Here is a 19,011-nt window from a genome sequence, read left to right on the forward strand (position 1 = left end):
GCACCCCACGTTCAGCGGCGATCCGGCTTGCCAGTCGCCCGTCCTCCCCGTATCATCGCGTTTCTTTCACGGCCGTTACACGGCTTGTGACTCGGCCGGGTAGCTCAGTTGGTAGAGCAGGGGATTGAAAATCCCCGTGTCGGGGGTTCGATTCCCTCCCCGGCCACCATTTATTTCAGCAGAATCAAGCAGTTTTTTGATTCTTGCGTGGCAAGTGATGGCAGCCAGTTTCATCTTTTCTGCCGCATTTTCCGACACGGTTACACACAAATTACACCGACCAAAGCCCGCTCACGACGCGGGCTTTTTCGCGTCTGTCGTGCTCGCTTTCCGTGGCTTGTAAGGCCGCAGCCTCTCGCCTTTCAGGTTGGCGCTGGGTGTTGGTAAGGACTCCCAATCCCGCTGCAGCTTCGGCCGCGATTGTGGAGCGTCCAGCGCTTTCGAACGCCACGGCAACGGCTCGGCCTTAGACGCCGCCGACGAGCCATCGATCGCGGAGATTGGAACAACAGGCCAGCCCGCCGCATTGATGATGTGCCGCACCCCGTTCTGCTGCAGGACGCGAATCTGCCGTTCTCGCGTGTGCGCCCCGGTCATCTCGGAAACCTGCCCGCGAGAGCCAGGGGTTAGAAAGAGCGGCTGGCTCACTCGGAGTCCTCCGCCTGCCTGCGAACGCGCAGAGCGCCCCAATTCGGCTCAACTCGGGCCGGTTTTGTGACTACCTTGCCCAGCAGCACAGCCCTTTCAACCAACGGGCGGCCTACAGCGTTAGGCAGGAATGGAATGCCCATGCGCGCCAAGGCTCGGCACTGCGCCGTCCAGCGCTTAACCGCTGTCAGTTGCTCAACCTCACCGGGGGTTAGCCAAGTCTCGCTCACGACGCCTGTCCCATCAGGTACAAGGACCAATTATCTGCAGCTTGGGCGGCGCTGTCCCAAATTTGTCCCAAGCGCTTAAGCTAAAAGCACATGGGGACACAGGGACGACAGGACTGATGACAAGCAATTCTGGGCCGAATGTTCGGCTCTTCGGCGGGCTCACGGTCGTATACCTCGCCATCGCAATTATTTGGATCTGTTATCGCTGGCCTGAGGTGGATCGGCTCCAGCCAAACACAGTCGGCGACTTGGCCGCAGGCCTCTTCTCTCCGCTTGCCTTTCTTTGGCTCCTCTACGCGGCTCTCGCGCAACGGGCTGAACTAGAACTTCAGCGCAACGAGCTACAACAGAACAATCTCACTCAGGCCGAACAGCAAGCGGAAATGCGCCGCCAGGCAGACGCGCTCGAAGCCCAGACACGGCGCTTGAATGCGCAGGCCGACGCAACGTACCAACCGGTATTCGTACTATCGGCAATCCATTTCCCTTTGGGCAGAGCGCTCTTCGAGATCGTCAATCGGGGCGCGGATGTACTAGATGCACACGGGATTGAAGGGCTGAGCATTCAACAAATATTCCCGGACGGCCCACTTGGAAACAGTGTGGAAGTTCGCGGGAACATGCTGGCGCACTGGCCTAAGGGTGGCCTCGCATACGCCTATCTCGAAGATGCCGAACCGCATTCCGATCAGCATATTTCGATGAGGCTAACTCGCTTGGATCTGGTCGAGGCTGAGTACGAATTTCGATACATCCACAGAGAAGCACGACTCAAGGTCCTGTCCATCTCTTGACCCGCAGCCTCAAGGGTGGCTCTGAGTTAACTATGGACGGCTGACCTAGGCGCTAGGCCGAACTGGCGAGGATGCGAGCCGGGTGCTGCTAGGATGATGGCCTCACCGGGGGGGAGTCCATGTTCCGCGTATTTCTGTGTGCCGTGTTGCTGCTGGCTGCGCCATTAGTGGCCCGAGGCGGCGAGCCCGAGTTTGTACAACTCTCGACCGATACATACATGGTCGTAGTCAAGAACTACGCGGGCATCTTCGGCAACCCGCAGACCACCAAGACAAAAGCCATAAAAGCCGCGAACGACTTTGCGGCAAATAAAGGAAAGGTGGCTGTTCCAATATCGATGGAAATGACGCCTGCGGGTGGGCCAGGTCATTGGCCAGCCGCTGAGTACCAGTTCAGATTGGTCGAACAAGGGGGCCCTGGGACGTCGGGGAGCGCTCTAATTCCCCGCGCGGACGTAACCATTGTGAACAACTCAAGCTCAGGGTCAGCGTCTACCCCAGCGACGGCGCCAAAGCCTGACCTCTACACCGAGTTGCTGAAGCTCGATGATCTGAGGAAGCGCGGGCTACTGACGGATGCCGAATTCGAAGCGGCCAAGCATCGAGCTTTAAACGGCCAGTAGTTTCGCTAGCCGCAATCTAACAATTCATCGAGGCCACTTCGCGGTTCGGCCTAGGCGATTGGATCGAACCCGGCCTGCTCAGGCCGTATGAGGAGGTCGCATGAGTGACGTGGCAACCGCAACTGGAGCGGCATTGGGAACCTTTGCGATTCCAGCAATCGTTCTTTCACTAGGGCTTGCCAAGGCCGATGCGTCGGCGGGTCGAGCTGTTGTCATATGGGGCTTTGCTCTGTTCCTCATCTATGCGGGCTACATCGGCGGAGGGCGAGTTCTCAGTCCTGGGCCAATTGTGGGTTGGACTTGCGCACTAATCCTTGGCATTTGGTTGACTATTAGGGCGCGGAAACAACCTCAGACCTAAAGCTACCCAACGAGACAAACAGCCCACTTCTGCGACGGCTTAATTCAGGCGTTAGGCGCATGGACATATCAGACTCGTATCTGCGTCGGTACACCGATCTCCCAGCCTTGTTTCACATACTGAGGGAGCGGAAGATCACACTGCTGGACCCTGAGACTTGGGATGACAGCAACGACTCCCACTATCTATTGCAGTACAAGAACAAGAAACAGCTTAAGACCGTATTGGCTCTTTGCTTCTCGCAATCCAATGAAACGTACCACCACTGGCGCATATTCTCTGGAAGCCCATCAGGGGTTTGCATTCGCTTCTCGCGCAACGAGCTTTTAGCGGCGTTAAATCAGACAAAGGGCATAACTTGTCGAGACGTAACGTATCTCAAGGTTAGAGATGCAAAACGCCAGTCATTTAGGGTCGCTGATCTTCCATTTTTGAAGCGAGCAGTATTCACTGCGGAAACCGAACTTAGAGCACTTTACGAGTCAAAGAGCAAATCCAAGCTAACACTGGACATCCCGGTTCCGCTTGCATCGATTAAACGCATCACGCTAAGCCCATGGCTTGTAAAGGCATTGGCTCCTGCCACTAAGGCAGCGATCCGATCAATTGACGGTTGCGCAAACTTGGACGTACGCACATCCACTATTGTCGGCAACCTTGAGTGGAAAGAGGCAGCAGATAGGGCCAAGTGAGTGATAGGCGCTCACGGTCGCCCCCTAACAATTCATTCAAGCCGAAGCCGCTTCGCGGCTCGGCTCAATTCAGGCGTTAGGTGCCTGAGAACCTGGCATCCCACCAACCATAGCAATCAAGAAGCGAGACCCAATGAATGAGCCTGCTGCTGTAGAGATTTCCGAGCCTAAGTTGTTTCTTCCCCACGAAACCCCGCCTTCCCCTGCTGTGCAGTCAGCCGCGCGTTGGTTCTGGTGGATTGCTGGGCTATCGCTTATTAACACGTTGTTGGCTCAATCTGGCAGTGAAACGAGCTTTGTCATGGGCTTGGGTTTCACTGTAGTTTCGGATGCTGTGCTCGCTAATCAGAAGGTCATCAGCGTAGTCATTGATGCCATAGCCATTGGATTTTTTGTCTTTGTCGGACTGCAAGCCACAAAGGGAAAGATGTGGGCGTTCTATCTGGGCATTTTGGCCTATGCTTTGGACGCGCTCATTTACGTGCTGGCCCAAGACTGGATGCCTGTGGCCTTCCATGTACTAGCTCTCTTCTTCATTGCGCGCGGGGCCGTCAGCCTAATATCGTCGCGCCAAAAGCGCACCTAACAATTCATTCAAGCCGAAGCCGCTTCGCGGCTCGGCTTAATTCAGGCGTTAGGCCGCATGCGACTGCTCACACTCTGTGCCGTACTCGTTCTGCTTTCCGGCTGTACTGTAGCTGGGCGCTACCGTTCGGCGGCGCGTCAGTTGCTCGTCTCTCCAGGTGACAAGCTCACCTACCTTTGCTGGACAAAAGCGGCTTCGTTTCCAACCCAAGAAGAGTGTCAAGTTAATGCCTCTTCCGCAGAGATGGATCTAAACGCCTGCATCGCGCTTCTGGCCAATGGCACCCGTTCTCGCCCAGAGACTTCCGTGGCAAGAGAGGCTCTGCTCAAATGCATGTCGGGCCGGGGTTGGTCTGTTAGAGCTCGGGACGTTCAATTGGCGGCTGCTTCACCAACCGTGGTGCGGCCTAACAATTCATTCAAGCCGAAGCCGCTTCGCGGCTCGGCTTAATTCAGTCTCTCAAGCCGCCAATCGATGCTCGTAGTACGGCCGTTCGCGATCATCCAGGATTGCGTACAGCGCCTTGAGGTTTACCGGATCTGGCCTTAGCCAGGCGTCAACGTTTTCAGGCTTGATCGGAATGATGCAGCGGTCATGGCCAGCGGCCCTGACCTCAGCTGGCGGATCATCAGTGATTGCAGCGAATGACAGTAGGTCGGGCTCGCCTGCACCCTGCCAGTGAGACCACAAACAGGCGATGAGCATCGGCTGGTGTGTCTGCGGCCGGAACTCCAGAATCACGTTCTCGTCCTTCTCTCCAGGTGCCAGTTCCCTTCCTTCCATGGCGTGCCTGCTGACGTTCTCGTAGAACGCGTCCGCGATTACTAACCCATGGCTATAGCCGAATAACCCCTTCCAGTAGCTATCCAGACTGTCCCGGCGCGCGTTGTAGGTACCAGGGAACTTGATGTCATTGATGGCGGGCTTACCCGCAGGACGGCACTGGTAGCGCATGGGCTTGATCACCCGTTTCCCGTCTTCCATCACCATGACGGGCGCATACCAACCGGGGAAAATTCGCGAGTCCTCGCCGATCAACTCTGTCCGCTTCAGGTCGGCCAACTTGCCCAGTGACCACGAGATCTTATCCGTAGCAATCCGCTTACTTTCAGTGGCAGCCTTCGTGGTCTTGGTTTGCAGGGTTCGCTCGGCATCTGCGAGGCGCTTTTTCTGTTTGAACAGTTCCTGCTCAAGCTTGCCCGCCTGCTCTGCATCGAATGCACGGACCATTTCCAGTATCTGCCCCTCTTCCTCGCTCTGGGGCCTCGCAAATGCCGCGTCCATGGCCTTGGGAATCTTCACCTTGGCGCCCTCGCGCCGTTCCCAGTAGATCCGGACAAAATCACGGATGCTGATGTTTGCGCCAAAAAGGCGCACGTATTCGTGATAGTCCGCTTCAACTTGAGCCGAGTAACACATAGCGGCAAGCCCATCGGGAGCGGATATCCATCCTACCGCTGAGCGGTCGCATCCGCAGAGACGCATGGACGCACAATCACACCATGCGCCCACCCGGCAACCATCAGCCACACGCTGGCCTGATTTGGCGTCCCGCTGAATCCTTCGGTTACGAGCTGACGATAGATGGATTCACACAGCCACTAGGACGCGCTGTGCGGCTTCCTGACGGGCGCTGGCGCACCGTTGCACGCGCACCCGGTCGGCCCAAGCAGGGCGCGACAGCGGGCAGCGAGCAGCAGGCGCGGCAGTGGCTGACGGCGTGGGCGACGCCGATCGCTTGGCGTCATCGGCCGATTGTTCCTACTGGTCCGAAGGGCCTTACCCGCTAACGCCGGATCGTCTATCCGAGCCGCGAAGCGGCTTCGGCTTGAATGAATTGTTAGGCCGCGCACCACTTACCGGAGCGACCTGCGTGACCTCATACGGGTTGGTGCGATCTGGGAACGCAGACGGCGGGTAGTAAGCAACCCGGTACTCGAACTTGCCACGGCAGGTTTGGACAAACCACTGCTCGCTCCTTAAGCCGTTGTTGCCAGCAACTACAGAGCCAACGCTAAGTACCTCAACTGCGCAGGATTTGTCGAAGCCCGCCTTGATAAGACGCAGCCAAGTGGCCTCCAAGGTATCCGCCGCCGTGGCGGGCCATCCGGCACAGGAGAGTAATGCTGCGAGAGCTAGTGCCTTGGAGTGCGTCATAGCGGCCTAACTACTGATTAGACGGACCGCGAGGTCCGGTTATACATCTGTGGCAGCGCAATGAACCACCCCGCGCAACCCCTTGATCAGGCAGCAGATTAGCGACGCGGCATCCGGCTAACAAGCTGGCGTATAGCCGGACCAAGCGGGACGTCCCAAGCGTCCGCCCTTGGGTCGGTAGCGGTCACTGAGGGTGCCCCCAACGGCTGCTCCATCTGCGCGCATTGAAGCGATAGGCCCCCGGCGCTGGCGCGAGCGCCCCTGTCCAAGTAGCTGTTTGATTGCCATTGATTGTTTTTCTATCCGGCTCTGTTTTAGACGCTGCTAACCCGAATTGTTCCTCCCTAAACAATTCCACAAATCAATAATTGTTGCGGTTTTGCACAGCGCTGCGGGACGAGCGGCCATAGGGCGAAAGCCCCAGACTTTTGCCCCCTCCCCAGGGGGACTCAAATCTCTACCGCCTTCGGCTCTCCGACCGGCTGTGACCGAAAACACGGGGATCCACAATTGGCGGGACGACCCCGCTTTGGCCGTGGCGTTGTGGCAATTCCACGAATTTCTCACGTTGACCTTCTTGCGGTAAGCGTATGGTTTTGGTTCCGGCAACAGGCCGGATCTCGAAGAGGGACGACACCATGTGCTACCGGCAGACTCCATCGCAGCACGCCGAAGATGCGGAACGCACCCCTCGCCAACAGGTTAAGGTGGACACAGAGCGCAAAGAGCGCACCGATCTTCAAGAGCAGCGGCAGACAGGTACGGAACGCCATGTGGAACAGGTCGAAGAGGCAGAAGTAGACTAGCCCACGCCACCAAGACAAACGGCCGCTTCCGAGGCGGCCGTTTCTGTTCCCGCATTGCATCCAGCATAGGGCCGCACTAAGGCGCCCCCATTGATCGGGCTTGTTAGCAATCGGTCTTTTTTCAGCGTCGGAAAACTGCGTGCCGCCCGACCTGCCCCGCTGGGCCGTTTTGAGCAGCCAAGCTACCGGGAAGCTGAAGTGATGTGGCCATTGCCTGGAAGTAGGTAGGAAAAGTCCTACCGCTAGACAGAGGCCTTTCCGATTGCCCAGAGCCCGAGAGACGCTTGCGCTACCTCAAGGGGATGACATAAGTTTGCGCAGACATGCAGGGAAGCAGGGAGGCTGGGATGGTCAACGCCCGCGTCACGTTCGGACTACTGGTCGCGGCAATCGCTGCCGCCAGCATTGCGTATTTTGCGGTAGAACGTCGAGCCGACGCACCGCCTTTAGACGTCGAGGCCACAGCCGCCGAGACCGCGAAAAGTGGCGGAGGCGCGCAGAGTTCCTTTGGCGAACGACCTCAGACAGCGACCAAGGCCGCCCAACAGCCAGACCTATTTGCAGTTGCCAGCAGCCTAGAGGCCCGGTCCAGATCCGGGGAAGGACAGGCCTCGCGGGAAATCGCGAAGATCTATGAAGACTGCTGGCTTTATGCCAAGAACCCGGCCGGATTCGAGTCGGATGCTCAGACGCTTGCGAAGCTCCAACCCAAGACAGCTGCCAAGCGCCTCAGCGCCGCGCGCATAGTCATGAACCGGTGCCATGGGTTCGCGGGAGCGAACATTGGGCCCGAAGCCGTCGCCGAGTACAGGGCGTTGGCGATGCGGCAGGGCGATCTTGCTGCAGAGGTCGAGAAGTTTGCGCAGGGCGCAATGGTGGGTAACGCCTCCACCGATGAGGTCAAGTTGACGGTCGATGAGGTGATGGCGTCTAGGGATCCCGACGCCTTTGCTGCCATGGCTTCGCTTATGGGGCCCGCTGGAGTCGAGTACCAAGAGAACCTTTCGCCAATTCCGGCCGGAAGCCTGTTAGCCGAGGCAGCGTGGAATGTGGCTGCCTGCCGCTTGGGACGCCCCTGCGGACCCGATAGCGCCGCAGTGCTGCGCATGTGTGTAGGAGGGGGCATCAACTGCGAACTCCGTGACGTCAAGTCGTTTTATGTGCAGGAGATGCTGCCTCCTGCCGATGCTGAAAAACTGGAGCAGCTGGTCAATTCACTGGTTCAAGGAGCGAAGAAATGAGTGACGTAAAACTCAGCCGCAAGTGGCTGCTACTGGGAGTGCTGTTGAGCACTACGGCGATTGCGGCGGGCCCTGTGTCCGTCGATGGACGAGAATTGCCGTACAGCCAGCTGAACAACATTCGAAACAGCTCAGTGTATGAGGAAGTTGAGCTTCGCCAAGCCGCCCTGTTCGAAGCGGCCGGGGCCTATCGAACCCTGCATGGATCCACTACGTTGGGAGGAGGCAGCAGATTACGCTTGACGTATTCCGACGGCACCTCCGAGGTCGGGTATATCCCTGCGGTAGGAGGAACCCCAATTCCTGTGACGGGAAGTCAGTGCAGCGCCAATGGCGATTGCGGTACCAATCTCCAGCCCAAATAAACGAACCAAAGTAATTGAAAACGGCCCGCCTCCAGCGGGCCGTTTTTGTTTGCCAACCCTTGCAGAGTTTCGCCCCGGGGCTAACCCCGTCGCATGGCACGCGCCGCACCCTTGGCCGACTCGCGTTCGATTTGGTAGAGCGTGCGCTGATCGACACGGCCTTGAATGGTCACGTTCTGCATGATCTGCGGAGGGCCAACATGTTGTCGTCCACCTTCGACCCGGACACCTAGCTTGCCGTCTCTGCCGCGAGTCAGCGGCATGATGGCCTCGGGGCCAGCCTCGCCCATGACTCCGAGTCGGCCGCCAGCCATGCCAAACGCCATCGGACGGTCGAACACATCACCCTTGGCGAAGTAGCTAACGGGTGAGCCGCCAGCGAACGCGCCGCCATGGGCCCAGCCGCCCGCGAACAGGCCAAGCGCCTTCCCAATCCAGTCACCCCCACTACTGTCTGCCCCCGTTGTTCCGGGCTTGCCGAACAGTTGCTCGATTACGCCCTTCGCCGCCCACTGAGTGGCCATTCGCTCCAGGTCATCCAGCATGTTCTTCCAGGCATCCCTACCCTGCTTGGGCAGGTCCACCAGGAAGTCATAGCCAACCTGCCGCAAGCCATCTAAGGTCTCGACTAGCTTCGGGTTCTCCAGCGCATCCATCTGCTCACGGATCGCATCTGTCGTCTGCTGGTAGGCCGCGGCTTCCTTGGCCTTGGCGGCGGCGATCTGTTCGGCAGTCGCGCCCGAGAGCGCTCCTAGACGCTGTATGTCGGCCATCCGCTTACCATGGTCAAGCTCGGCTTCGGCAAGCGGCCCATTGAGCTGCGCCGTCAGGTCTGCCCAACCTTCTATCGCCCTGAATCGTGTCTCATCGATGGCATCTAGGCGTGCCTGTACTTGCTCCTCGGCTTGAGCGAGCTTGCGTGCGTCATCCAACGCCTTGGCTACCGGGTCCTCGACTCGACCGGAATGCGTCTTCTTTGCACCGCTGCCACCAAGCGCGCGGTTAACCGCCGCTTCCCTGCTGGGCTCGATTGCGCCCACCCCGCCCACGGGGACCGCACTGAATGATGGCTTCTGGCCGGGGAACTTGAAGCCGAAGTCCATCCCCGGAATCGTTACGGCAGGAGTGGCGTTCCCCACGTTGCGAACGTCGCGCGTCAGTCCGTCGCGACTCCGGGCGCTGCCCACCTGCATCTCGGCAAACGCCTGCTTCCCCTCTCCGAGATCCAGGTTTTTGATCGCGAGTAGCGCGTGGTAGTAGCCGACCGCGCTGTCCTTCAGGCCGCCGAACACGTCGCCAAGCGCATCAAGCGACTTGGACATAAAGTCGAAATCGTTGGCCGCCGCCTCGGCTTGGTTACCAATCCACTTGATGATGCCGCCCGACTTGTTGCCCTCGTCCGCAACCTCAGTCAGCTTGTCAACCAACTTGGTAAGGGTCGGCAAAAGCTCGTTTGCAAGCTGCGTGAACAGCGCCTGCGTGACGACCTTCAGGTCGCCAACCTTGTCGTTAAACTGGTCGGCCCCGGACAGCGTGCCCTGCGACAGTTCAATCCCGAGATCCCGCGCACGGTCGCGCATCGCGCCAAGACCGTCTGCGCCTTGGTTCAGGAACTCGATCAGGTCCGTGCCGGACTTGCCAAAGACTTCCTGCGCTACAGCCGCCTTCAGGGTTTCGTTCTGGATGTTCTTAAAGCCGGATGCGATCTCCGGAAGCACGTCCTCCAGGCTGCGGAGATCGCCCTTGGCATCCTTGATGCTGACGCCAAGAGCCGTGAACAAGTTTGCCTGCGATGACTTCGGATCAAGCGCCTCTGCCATGTTCTTGGCGAGCTTCTTGAGGCCGATGCCGAGCCCATCAATGTCCGTGCCCGTCTGCTGCGCCGCATAGGCCCAGCCACTCAGAGCCTCGGCAGAGATGCCAAGCCGCTGGTTGATGTCGTTAAGCTTGTCGGCGAAGTCGATGCTGTTCTTGATGCCAGCAAACGCCGCGCCCACGCTGACCGATGCGGCCAGAAGCGAGGCCCAGCCCAGCACCGCAGCCTTGGCAGCCCCGCCGACCTTGCTCATCGTGGCGCTTACGGCTGAGAGCTTCTTGGACTGCGCGTCCAGTTTGGCCGTCAGTTCAGAGGCAACACGACCGGAGGTCTGCTGCTCGATGCGCCAGCGGATGACTTCCGAGCGTGACTTGCCGAGCGTGGCGATCTGGCGCTCCAACGCGGCTACTTGCCGCTTGGTGCCAGCGTCCATCTTCTGCGATGCGTCCTGAGACGCCTTCGCCATATCCTGCGTGGACTTCTTTGCTTTGTTTACGCCCGCGTCAAGGCTCGACGTGTCTACAACGATGTCTAGGCGGGCAGTGCCGATGCTCTCGGTCATATTTATTCTCTTGTCCGTCCTCACGACGGTCGATATGGATTTGGTGCCGCATCACTCGGAGCTGACGTCCCCCGATGGACCGTCCAAGCTGCGGCTGGCGCGGTTGTTCTCTGCGGCGGACACTCACGCCTTGTCCGCCTACTGCGTTTCCAGTATTGGTTCGCTCCCTGGAAGCAGCGCCCGAGACGCCCAGAGGCGTCGCGGGCATTGATTAGCGGTTGCTCTGAACGATCAACTTGAGGACATCGATCTGACGGGCAATTTCCCGGCGCAATGCGGGGAGCTGGTCAGCCGTGTCCGGTGTCGGAAACCGAACGTTAGGCAAGTCACTGCAGCCACGCTGAAAGAGGGCCTGCAGGTCAGCGTCCAGGACCTGATTGGCGGCGATCAACCCATCCACTAAACCCAGCGCTTTCTCGGCGTTCGCGATGTAGCCTGCATCGTCCTTGGCGAACATGCGGTAGCCCGCCCTTCGGGATGCCAAATCGACCTTCTCCGCATGCCGCGATATCGCCTGCCCGAGTTGAAAGGACTGGGCTTGCAGGATTCTGATCTGGTCGCTGCCCTGGCTCGTCGGCTCAGGCGCTACGCCTGGCTTGAGCGCCACCGCGTCCGAAATCAGCCTGTCGTCATTGGGAGCCGTATCCCGCTCAGCGGCCCATACCGACTCACGTTGGATGGCGTCATCCACAGACTGCTTCTTGGCAGCCAGCTCGTTATGGACGCGGAGGACCTCGGCGTATTCGGCGTCCTCTTGGATGGTGTGGGCACTATTCGTTTTCATTCGCAGTTTCCTTGCAGGGTTGGTGAGAACTGACGGGTTCGTCCCGTCGGGAACGGCACGCACGCTGCCTGCAGCGGGGGCTGCAGTAGCGCTTGGGTGGGCCGTAGAACTTGAGTGCCAAGCGCTCGCCGCATTGGCTGCACAGGCGCGGCTTCAGGGGCCAGGCACACGCCATCGCCCCCACGTCTTGGTCACAGGTCGATTTCAAAATTGTTCCGATTTAGCAAAGGAAGCCGGAACGACCGGTCTAGGTCGAAGAGGGCCAGACTTTTGACTCCCCCCACCCCGTCCGGTGAATTGCAGATGCGTGAAGTTTTGGGAACAGTCGGTCTAGCGAGGCGAGGCCCCAGACTTTTGGTTCCCCCGGGGGGGGTACACAAATCTCTACGGCCTTTGGTCATCAGACCGGATGTGACCAAAACCTCACGCACCCGCAATTGGAAAGACGAGGCTGCGGGTAGACATTTTCTACGGCCGCCCCAATATCAGTGCCACCAAAACTCAATGAGGTACATCCCGTGCAGGCGATCACCACGGCTGAGGAATACGTGCTCTTTTTGCAAGGCGAGACCATGGCGCTGCGGGCCATGGCCAATGCATTGATCGCCACGCACCCGGATCGTGCGACGCTGGCAAAGGCTTTCGAGACTGCGCAGCGCGCCGCTGTATCCGACTGGTCCAAGGTGCCGCCGGCCGAACTCACCCGGTTCCGCGCGGAACAGGTGATGGATCGCTTCGCCCAGGAGATCGATGACCACGGCGACGCGCGGTAACCGGCCCGAATGAGTTGCGCCCCTTTGACCGGGGGCGCTCTCCAAAGAAAAGGGGCCGCATTAGGCAGCCCCATAAGTTGAATCAATCAGCGGCCGAAGCCGCCGTCATATAGCGCCGTCTTCCGTGAGTGGCACGGTCGGCAGAGTCCAATAAGGTTGAATCGCTGGTTGTTCCAGGCATTCCCGTCTACGTGGTCAACGTCGGTCGCCAGAGCGTTCCGACAATGCGCACAGACCGGTTGCTGGCCCAGCACCTGCTGCCGGATGAATCTCCATTCCGGACTGCTTGTCGGGTACTGCCGAGTGCCACGCAACAGCGCGGCTAGTCCTTGCTTGAACATGACTCCACTCCTTGGGGTCAGAGAAATGCCGCCCATATACCGGGGCGGCGACGGTTGTCTTTTAAGCCTGACAGGGCTGGCGGGTGGTGTCTGCGTTTGACCGGGCAGACTCCGGTGATTCGATGCGTGGCGCGCTGCCAGCGATTGATCCACCCGCCAAGGCGATCAAAACGCGAAAGGCCCACACGAATGCAGGCCCTCTCATCTAAGGGTGCGCTGTGATCCTTTGGGCTCCCAAACTGAACAATACGTTCAGCGTTCAAGTTTTCCAGCGGCATTCAAGCCATCGTGCCATTCGCCCTGCGGCTCCGGGTGCTGTATCGGATTGACCGGCAGGTTCAGATGATCCCGATGCGGGTCAGACGGATGCGGACGAGTGACGCCCAGCTTCGTCTTGCTCCCACGATACTTGTCGCTGCTCGGGATGCGCGTCACGGACGCTCCGCTCTGCGCCATCGATTCCCGCACCTGTTCCTCGGCCTCGCATTCGCGCATCCAGTCATCGATCGAGCGCCAGTAATCCAGGTCCATGCCTAGATGCTTCGCGTCCTGCCGGACAAGCTTGGGATCGCGCAGCGATTGCGCGAACGTGTCAGGGCGAATGCACGCGCTCTTGGCCGCCGCCTTGATCGTCAACTCAGCAGGCGTGCCGCGCATGACGATGAATCGCACCAGCCATCCGTCGAATCTGCTCATGGACGACTCCCAGCGAGTAACGCTGCAACCGTTACGCAACCGTTTCGCTTAGCGATTCGCTTGCGGATGGTCCGATTAGGGCCCTCGCCATCAAAGGCAGTGTTTCCAGAGCAGGAATCAAAAGCCCTTGGTCCTGGTAAAGCTTTTAAGGTGTCCGTGGGGCGGGCAACAGAACAACGAAAAAGGGTGCTGACTGGTCCGGCGGGCGGGCTAGTCCTGATTTTGTTGTCCGTGGGGCGGGCAACGTTTGCGCTGACTGGTCCGTGGGGCGGGCAACGTTGGTCCGTGGGGCGGTCATCAGTTTTCAGTTTCATGCGACCGACCTCAGGTAGCGACGCTTGGCCTTTCGCTTGCCCGCAGCGCGAACGAACGGGGGCTTTTCTTCCTTCCAATCGTCCGCAGGCTTGACCGTCTGCGAAACGTCTAGAGGCTGGCCGGGCTTGTGGTCGATACGCCGCCAGGAAAGCGCGTGGAGCGTTGCGCGGTTCCTGCCTCCCTGCCGGGTGCGCAGAATGATCGCGTAGTGCTCAAGCTCTTCCACGGCCCTCTGGAGCACGTCCGTAGACTTCCAGCCGCACGCCTTCATCAGCGTCCGGGAGGCGCATAGATAGCCGTTGTTGAAGCCCGAATATTGCCGGGCTAGATCCATGACCAGCTTCACCGCCCACGGACTGAGCCGAACGTAGTTCGGATGCCTGAGCAAGGTCAGGGGAATTAGAAACGCTGCGCCGCCATCGATGTCATCCCATCGGTTATCTTTTCTCTTGCCCATCCCCTTTCCTTGGCGTGGCCAGCCGACTAGACTGGCCACGCACTCAATCACCCTGATTGCATCCAGAAGCCCCAGAGCCGCGCCAACGGTCTGGGGTTTCGCTTATGCGGCCTTTGGTTCGCCGCGTTCCAACTCCCCACCCAGACGCACCAGCACGGTGTAGACCTCGTGCGCCGCTCTCGCTGCGATGTAGGCCCGGTCCGGCGTGGCGTCGTTGAACAATTCCAACAGTTGCCCCTGCGTTCGCTCGGCCAAGTCGGGCAGAGCCGCCCGCAATGCGTGTGCTTTATCGTTCATGCGTGTAGTCCCCCGAGTGCCTTTTCCAGCACTGTGATGTTGTAGGCGATGGCCTCGGCAGTCTTCAGCGTATCCGGCGTACCTGCTCCGCATCTGATAAGCGTCGCCGTGCTCTCTGCGGCCTGCTGCTGCGTTTCCAGCATCAGCGCCAGATGCTTCCTGCCTGCCTCATTGCGGGCGATCAGAATGGCCGTGCGGATCTGTTTTCGAGTGAATCGGCTAATCACGCGGTCACCCCTGCAGCTGCCCGCAGTGCGCTCGATGCATCCAAAGCAAAACCGCACAAGAAGGCGGTATCGACGTCCATGCCGCCTTCCGCTACTGCCTTGGTCAGCAGAGTTCGGACCGAGCTGTCCAAGCAGTCGGCCTGTGAGATGGCCAGGAACGTGTCCTCGCCGGGCACAACCTCCATCAGGCTGGTCACGCCTGCTTCTGGGTTGAGTTTTGCTCTGGTCGTGACGCTCATTTCGTCACCTTGCCCAATGGCATCCGATTAACCACGGCGGTGAAAGCCTGGTTCGCGTCCATGAGGGTGTACACGAGCGCGTCGTAAAGGCCCGCCTTTCCGTTCTCACAGATTTCATCGAAGCCATCCGCGGTCATTGCCATTGCCATGCCTTGAGCGTGCTCAAGCAGGAGGCCCAGACGATCAATCGGGCTGGGAAGGTTCTGGTCGATGATGCTCATGAGTGCACCTCCGGCAGCGAGCGAACTAGCGCAGCGACCTCGATGGGGTTCATGGCCCTGATCTGCGCGGCGCTTGGCAGCAGGCCGAGCGCGGCCGCCAACATCACCTTGTCGATTCCTCGCTTGCCCGCCTTGTCAGCTTGGCGATAGGCCAGCAGGAACTCGACCTCCTCGCGGGTGCAAGCGCGGGCTAACGGTTGAGCGCTCATGCCGCACCTCGCGTGTCTTCCGTTTCAACGACGCTGTTCTCTACGTACCGCTCCAAGTCGGGCAGCCGGTAGAAAACCCGACGACCCAGCATCACGTAGCGCGGCCCCCTTCCAGAGGCCCTCTCCTTGTCCAGCCAGCTCCGTGAGCGGCCCAGGTAGGCTGCGGCCGCAGTTGTGTCCAGTCGCTCCGTAGGAGCCTTTTCAGGCGTGGTCATTGCAAAACCCCCATAGTTGGTAGTAAGAGTGCTAAATACCGGTGACGTAATTACCGGTGGTTGCTTTATGGCACCGCAAATTCCAAAATGCAAGGGCTGGAAGGGAAAATTTTTCAATGACTAAGGAAATCAATAGGTTATGAGCGCAAAACGTGGCAGGCCGCCCAAATCCGCCGAAGGAACGGCGCGGGCAATCTCAATCCGGCTCCCTCCCCTGACCAAGCTCGGGCTCGAGCTGTTGGCAAACGACAGCAACGTCTCGATGGCTCAGGCGGTCCACTTCGCTTTGTGGCAAGTCTTCCCCACCCATCAACTCAGCTCGGGAAAGACCGTCAGCGAGATCCTTGAAGAGATGCCGGAAAAGGCATCCGATCGCGTGCGTCAAATGGTGGTGTACGGCATCAATCCGCACCTCACCGACTTCGAGATGCGAGACATGCTGGTCATGCTTTGGACCTCTTTCGAAATGCAAATAATCCAATCCTCGCCAGGTCTACTAGATGGCGAGAACTTTCGATCCAAGAGGGAGTTCGAGTTATTCGAGTGGTACGACAGCAATTGGGACGCGCTGGAACGCCTTCTTAAGAAGAAGGGCAACGCCTTCAAGAGTCTTCGCCTCAAAGAAGAACTAGCCCATGAGCTAGATCCCGAAGGTTTTGCGAAGGCTATTAAAGAGAAGTATCAGAAGAAAACATGACGCTAACTCGGTCCAACTTGCGCAAGCTCAGCCCCGGACAAAGCATGTCCGAGGACGGCATTACATACACGCGCCTGGATGGCGACGGGCGCTGGACCATTAACGTAATGGTCAACCGCGTGCGCAGGCACGAGGTCATCGGACTAGAGTCACAAGGATTCACCCTCACGCAGGCCCGAGACCGAATCTCCGAACTCAAGGCCAAGAAGAGAGAGCAGGTCCATGGGATCAAGCGCGCGGCCACTAAGGCAGCAACACTGACGGCCGCTGCCAGGCTCTACTTGTCCCACCTTGAAGAGGTCGGGGGCAAAGACATAGCAAAGAAGCGCCAGCGACTGGATACCAACATCCTGCCGCTTTTGGGTGGCTTGCTCATCGGTGCGATAACGACGACGGAGCTGCGCAAGTACGCCAAGAAGCGCGCGGACGCAGGAGCTGCACCCTCTACGATCAATCGTGAGTTCGCCGTCCTTTCCCACCTGTTCAAACTGAGCGCTGACCCTGAAGCGTTGGGGCTGCTGCCCACGAAGCCATGCGCTATCCCCAGGCTAAAAGAGCCCGAAGGAAAGACGGCCTATCTCCAGCCCACACAGGCAGCCAAGCTCTTGAAAGAAGCGGCGGCCGACGAAAACGAACACGTGCACGCCTTCGCAATGGTCGGCTTGCACACCGGAATGCGGTACAGCCCGATTCTTCGCATTGAAACGGCCGACATCGATCTCGCGCACCGGGGAATCTGGATCAACAAGGACAAGGCAGGAGAACGTTTGCAGCCCATCACAGCCGACTTGGCCGCCTATCTCCGCGCCTACCTGAAGACGCGCGATGGCAAGTGGCTATTCCCGTCGCCCAGAAGCGCGACAGGCCATGCGGTCAACGTCCGCAAGGCATGGCGACGCGTGGTCAAGGCGGCAAAGCTGGAGGGGGTCATTACGCCTCATACGATGCGCCACACCATGGCGACACAGGCCGCCCATGCCGGAGTGGACAGTGCCACCCTCCAGGCGCTGGGTGGCTGGAAGACTCGCGTAATGGCCGAGCGCTACACCCATCCGGCAAGCCTCAATGAGGCCATGGACAAGCTGCAGGCCAGATACACGGTTACACAGAAATTACAAAGCCAGCGGAAGTCGAAGGCTAAAACAAAGGCCGTTTCAGCGTAGCGCCTCGGGATTGAAAATCCCCGTGTCGGGGGTTCGATTCCCTCCCCGGCCACCATCCTCTGGATGATCTGAAACGCAGACCCTGCAAGGCTTCCAGCTTGGCGGGGTTTTCTGTTTCTGGGGTACCAAGTTCGAAACCTCACCAACTTGGGGTACACCCGGGGTACGGCCGAAATGCGCCAGCAAGCAACGCGAATTCCGGATTGATTTTAGTCAGTCCGACCGTCCATTTGTATGGCCGAACAACAGGGCGCGTTGCAGGGAAGACACTGCAACGCCAATGGATTTGCGTGGTTTCAATGTCATCGGATCTCACGTTCGCGATCGATTCGGGGCTCTTGCTGACCCCAATCATGACTGCTCCTTGAAACAATCGGCGGGAAACGTGGTTGGCCACCAGCGCTCGATAGGTCCTCCCCTGCCCCACCCCGACTCTGCCTGTCTACGGATCGTGCCAAAGGCCTAGATGCCACCCCGCTAGCCGTCGACATCAAAGTATCTGGGCTGGATACCCGCCTCAAGGTCGCGCCGCCAGTTGTGCAGGATGCCGCAAAGGTACTTGAAGTAGCTGGCCTACCTGCTGCAGTTGCGAGATACATGGCGCCTTTGATCTGGTGCGGCGTAAATATCTCGAGGAACTGAATCAACGACCCTTCCTCGTGATGCCCGGAGCACCGCGGGCAGTCCTTCCAGTACGCCACGATCTCATCAAGTTCACGTTTTGATGTTTGTCTGCGCGCGACGGTAATGATTGGCGTCCAACCAAGTGGCTTCGCTTGAATGAATTGTTAGGCGCCAACCGGCCGATGCTCAGTGCCGGCGCTTGGTGTGAGAAATAGCATGGTGGTTGGAACGGTGGTCCTGGCAGTGTGCCAAATGTTCTGTGGCACCAAAACATACGCGCCCGGCTCACTCAGCGACACGGCGTGCTCTTCGCCAGACTCCTCGAGCACGACCGTCGCAGCACCCGACAGCAGCATGACCAACTCCTCGCCGGCAGGATGGCGCTCCCAAGTGAGCCATGACTCGGAGAAAGTGAAAGCACACATCAGCCTGCCCTGGTCTAGCTGGGGATGCCTGCCGCCGGCCAACTCCTTCCAGAATGATTCCGACACAGGAATGGCGTCGGTCTTTCCGCCGTCTTGGACGTGCAGGTAAGTGCTAAGAATTTTCTTGGCAGTCACTGTCGCCTCCATTGGTGCCTGACGCCTGAATTAAGCCGAGCCGCGAAGCGGCTTCGGCTTGAATGAATTGTTAGGCCGCGCCACGCATCCATTGGGGCTTGGAATCGAGACCGAGAAGTCGAGGGCCGAGGACGCCAAGGCCAATCGAAGCCACAAGCGAAATGACGAAAATGAGGGCCAATGGCCTATAACGGGATGCAGTGGAGCTCAACCTAATTCTCCGATCAATTTTGTGAACGGCCTAACGCCTGAATTAAGCCGAGCCGCGAAGCGGCTTCGGCTTGAATGAATTGTTAGGCGCGCCCGACATGA

General features: G+C 59.0%; 22 protein-coding genes and 1 tRNA gene. 10 read left to right on the forward strand and 13 right to left on the reverse strand.

The window, feature by feature from the left end:
- The first annotated feature begins 93 nt into the window (after window positions 1–93).
- Window positions 94–169 (forward strand) — tRNA-Phe (locus ACYVGE_RS16385).
- Between the two features lie 122 nt (window positions 170–291).
- On the opposite strand, the gene ACYVGE_RS16390 is transcribed toward ACYVGE_RS16385, so the two are convergent.
- Entirely contained in the window at window positions 292–597 is a 306-nt protein-coding gene (locus tag ACYVGE_RS16390) for a DUF4224 domain-containing protein (RefSeq protein ID WP_460731160.1), read from the reverse strand.
- Window positions 598–644: 47 nt separating this feature from the next.
- Window positions 645–878, reverse strand: a complete 234-nt coding sequence (locus ACYVGE_RS16395; RefSeq protein WP_460731138.1) for a DUF4224 domain-containing protein — start codon at window positions 876–878, stop codon at window positions 645–647.
- A gap of 116 nt (window positions 879–994) precedes the next feature.
- Here ACYVGE_RS16395 and ACYVGE_RS16400 point away from each other — a divergent pair, with 116 nt between their 5' ends.
- The 4 genes from ACYVGE_RS16400 to ACYVGE_RS16415 all read left to right on the forward strand — a co-directional run bounded on the left by ACYVGE_RS16400 (window position 995) and on the right by ACYVGE_RS16415 (window position 3,934).
- Window positions 995–1,672, forward strand: a complete 678-nt coding sequence (locus tag ACYVGE_RS16400) for a hypothetical protein (RefSeq protein WP_460731139.1) — start codon at window positions 995–997, stop codon at window positions 1,670–1,672.
- A gap of 119 nt (window positions 1,673–1,791) precedes the next feature.
- On the forward strand, window positions 1,792–2,295 hold the full coding sequence (locus tag ACYVGE_RS16405; protein ID WP_460731140.1) for an SHOCT domain-containing protein: 504 nt from the start codon (window positions 1,792–1,794) through the stop codon (window positions 2,293–2,295).
- A gap of 420 nt (window positions 2,296–2,715) precedes the next feature.
- Window positions 2,716–3,348 carry a DUF2971 domain-containing protein gene (locus ACYVGE_RS16410; RefSeq protein ID WP_460731141.1) on the forward strand — a complete coding sequence of 211 codons (633 nt, stop codon included), beginning with the start codon at window positions 2,716–2,718 and terminating at the stop codon, window positions 3,346–3,348.
- Between the two features lie 133 nt (window positions 3,349–3,481).
- The gene (locus tag ACYVGE_RS16415; RefSeq protein WP_460731142.1) at window positions 3,482–3,934 is read left to right on the forward strand and encodes a hypothetical protein; all 453 of its coding nucleotides are present in this window, start codon (window positions 3,482–3,484) and stop codon (window positions 3,932–3,934) included.
- A gap of 459 nt (window positions 3,935–4,393) precedes the next feature.
- Here the strand turns inward: ACYVGE_RS16415 and ACYVGE_RS16420 are convergent, their stop codons facing one another.
- On the reverse strand, window positions 4,394–5,353 hold the full coding sequence (locus ACYVGE_RS16420; RefSeq protein ID WP_460731143.1) for an SOS response-associated peptidase family protein: 960 nt from the start codon (window positions 5,351–5,353) through the stop codon (window positions 4,394–4,396).
- Between the two features lie 1,891 nt (window positions 5,354–7,244).
- Here ACYVGE_RS16420 and ACYVGE_RS16425 point away from each other — a divergent pair.
- On the forward strand, window positions 7,245–8,138 hold the full coding sequence (locus ACYVGE_RS16425; protein ID WP_460731144.1) for a hypothetical protein: 894 nt from the start codon (window positions 7,245–7,247) through the stop codon (window positions 8,136–8,138).
- Complete coding sequence (locus ACYVGE_RS16430; protein ID WP_460731145.1) at window positions 8,135–8,503, forward strand: hypothetical protein; 369 nt, start codon at window positions 8,135–8,137, stop codon at window positions 8,501–8,503. Before ACYVGE_RS16425 ends, ACYVGE_RS16430 begins: the two co-directional genes overlap by 4 nt.
- A gap of 80 nt (window positions 8,504–8,583) precedes the next feature.
- On the opposite strand, the gene ACYVGE_RS16435 is transcribed toward ACYVGE_RS16430, so the two are convergent.
- Window positions 8,584–10,881, reverse strand: coding sequence for a phage tail tape measure protein (locus ACYVGE_RS16435; protein WP_460731146.1), 2,298 nt, complete (start codon window positions 10,879–10,881; stop codon window positions 8,584–8,586).
- Between the two features lie 211 nt (window positions 10,882–11,092).
- Window positions 11,093–11,665, reverse strand: a complete 573-nt coding sequence (locus ACYVGE_RS16440) for a hypothetical protein (protein WP_460731147.1) — start codon at window positions 11,663–11,665, stop codon at window positions 11,093–11,095.
- Window positions 11,666–12,183: 518 nt separating this feature from the next.
- On the opposite strand from ACYVGE_RS16440, the gene ACYVGE_RS16445 reads away from it, so the two are divergent.
- Window positions 12,184–12,438, forward strand: a complete 255-nt coding sequence (locus ACYVGE_RS16445; RefSeq protein ID WP_460731148.1) for a hypothetical protein — start codon at window positions 12,184–12,186, stop codon at window positions 12,436–12,438.
- Between the two features lie 593 nt (window positions 12,439–13,031).
- On the opposite strand, the gene ACYVGE_RS16450 is transcribed toward ACYVGE_RS16445, so the two are convergent.
- The 7 genes from ACYVGE_RS16450 to ACYVGE_RS16480 form a co-directional block, all read right to left on the reverse strand.
- Window positions 13,032–13,451 (reverse strand): hypothetical protein, encoded by a 420-nt coding sequence (locus tag ACYVGE_RS16450; protein ID WP_460731149.1) that lies wholly within the window; start codon window positions 13,449–13,451, stop codon window positions 13,032–13,034.
- Between the two features lie 334 nt (window positions 13,452–13,785).
- The gene (locus ACYVGE_RS16455; RefSeq protein ID WP_460731150.1) at window positions 13,786–14,247 is read right to left on the reverse strand and encodes a hypothetical protein; all 462 of its coding nucleotides are present in this window, start codon (window positions 14,245–14,247) and stop codon (window positions 13,786–13,788) included.
- A gap of 102 nt (window positions 14,248–14,349) precedes the next feature.
- A complete protein-coding gene (locus tag ACYVGE_RS16460) occupies window positions 14,350–14,544 on the reverse strand; it encodes a hypothetical protein (protein ID WP_460731151.1) in 195 nt (64 codons plus the stop codon).
- Window positions 14,541–14,771 carry a hypothetical protein gene (locus tag ACYVGE_RS16465; protein ID WP_460731152.1) on the reverse strand — a complete coding sequence of 77 codons (231 nt, stop codon included), beginning with the start codon at window positions 14,769–14,771 and terminating at the stop codon, window positions 14,541–14,543. The genes ACYVGE_RS16460 and ACYVGE_RS16465 overlap by 4 nt, the downstream gene beginning before the upstream one ends.
- Window positions 14,768–15,010, reverse strand: coding sequence for a hypothetical protein (locus ACYVGE_RS16470; protein WP_460731153.1), 243 nt, complete (start codon window positions 15,008–15,010; stop codon window positions 14,768–14,770). Before ACYVGE_RS16470 ends, ACYVGE_RS16465 begins: the two co-directional genes overlap by 4 nt.
- The gene (locus ACYVGE_RS16475) at window positions 15,007–15,231 is read right to left on the reverse strand and encodes a hypothetical protein (RefSeq protein WP_460731154.1); all 225 of its coding nucleotides are present in this window, start codon (window positions 15,229–15,231) and stop codon (window positions 15,007–15,009) included. The genes ACYVGE_RS16470 and ACYVGE_RS16475 overlap by 4 nt, the downstream gene beginning before the upstream one ends.
- Window positions 15,228–15,440: a hypothetical protein gene (locus ACYVGE_RS16480; RefSeq protein WP_460731155.1), complete on the reverse strand. Its 213-nt coding sequence runs from the start codon at window positions 15,438–15,440 to the stop codon at window positions 15,228–15,230. Before ACYVGE_RS16480 ends, ACYVGE_RS16475 begins: the two co-directional genes overlap by 4 nt.
- A 354-nt stretch (window positions 15,441–15,794) precedes the next feature.
- On the opposite strand from ACYVGE_RS16480, the gene ACYVGE_RS16485 reads away from it, so the two are divergent.
- Together ACYVGE_RS16485 and ACYVGE_RS16490 are read left to right on the forward strand one after the other, a co-directional pair.
- Window positions 15,795–16,352 carry a hypothetical protein gene (locus ACYVGE_RS16485; RefSeq protein ID WP_460731156.1) on the forward strand — a complete coding sequence of 186 codons (558 nt, stop codon included), beginning with the start codon at window positions 15,795–15,797 and terminating at the stop codon, window positions 16,350–16,352.
- A gap of 44 nt (window positions 16,353–16,396) precedes the next feature.
- Window positions 16,397–17,515 carry a tyrosine-type recombinase/integrase gene (locus ACYVGE_RS16490; protein WP_460731157.1) on the forward strand — a complete coding sequence of 373 codons (1,119 nt, stop codon included), beginning with the start codon at window positions 16,397–16,399 and terminating at the stop codon, window positions 17,513–17,515.
- A 788-nt stretch (window positions 17,516–18,303) separates the two neighbouring features.
- On the opposite strand, the gene ACYVGE_RS16495 is transcribed toward ACYVGE_RS16490, so the two are convergent.
- Window positions 18,304–18,699, reverse strand: coding sequence for a cupin domain-containing protein (locus ACYVGE_RS16495; RefSeq protein ID WP_460731158.1), 396 nt, complete (start codon window positions 18,697–18,699; stop codon window positions 18,304–18,306).
- Window positions 18,700–19,011: the final 312 nt, after the last annotated feature.

The organism is Lysobacter rhizosphaerae, from assembly GCF_054779795.1.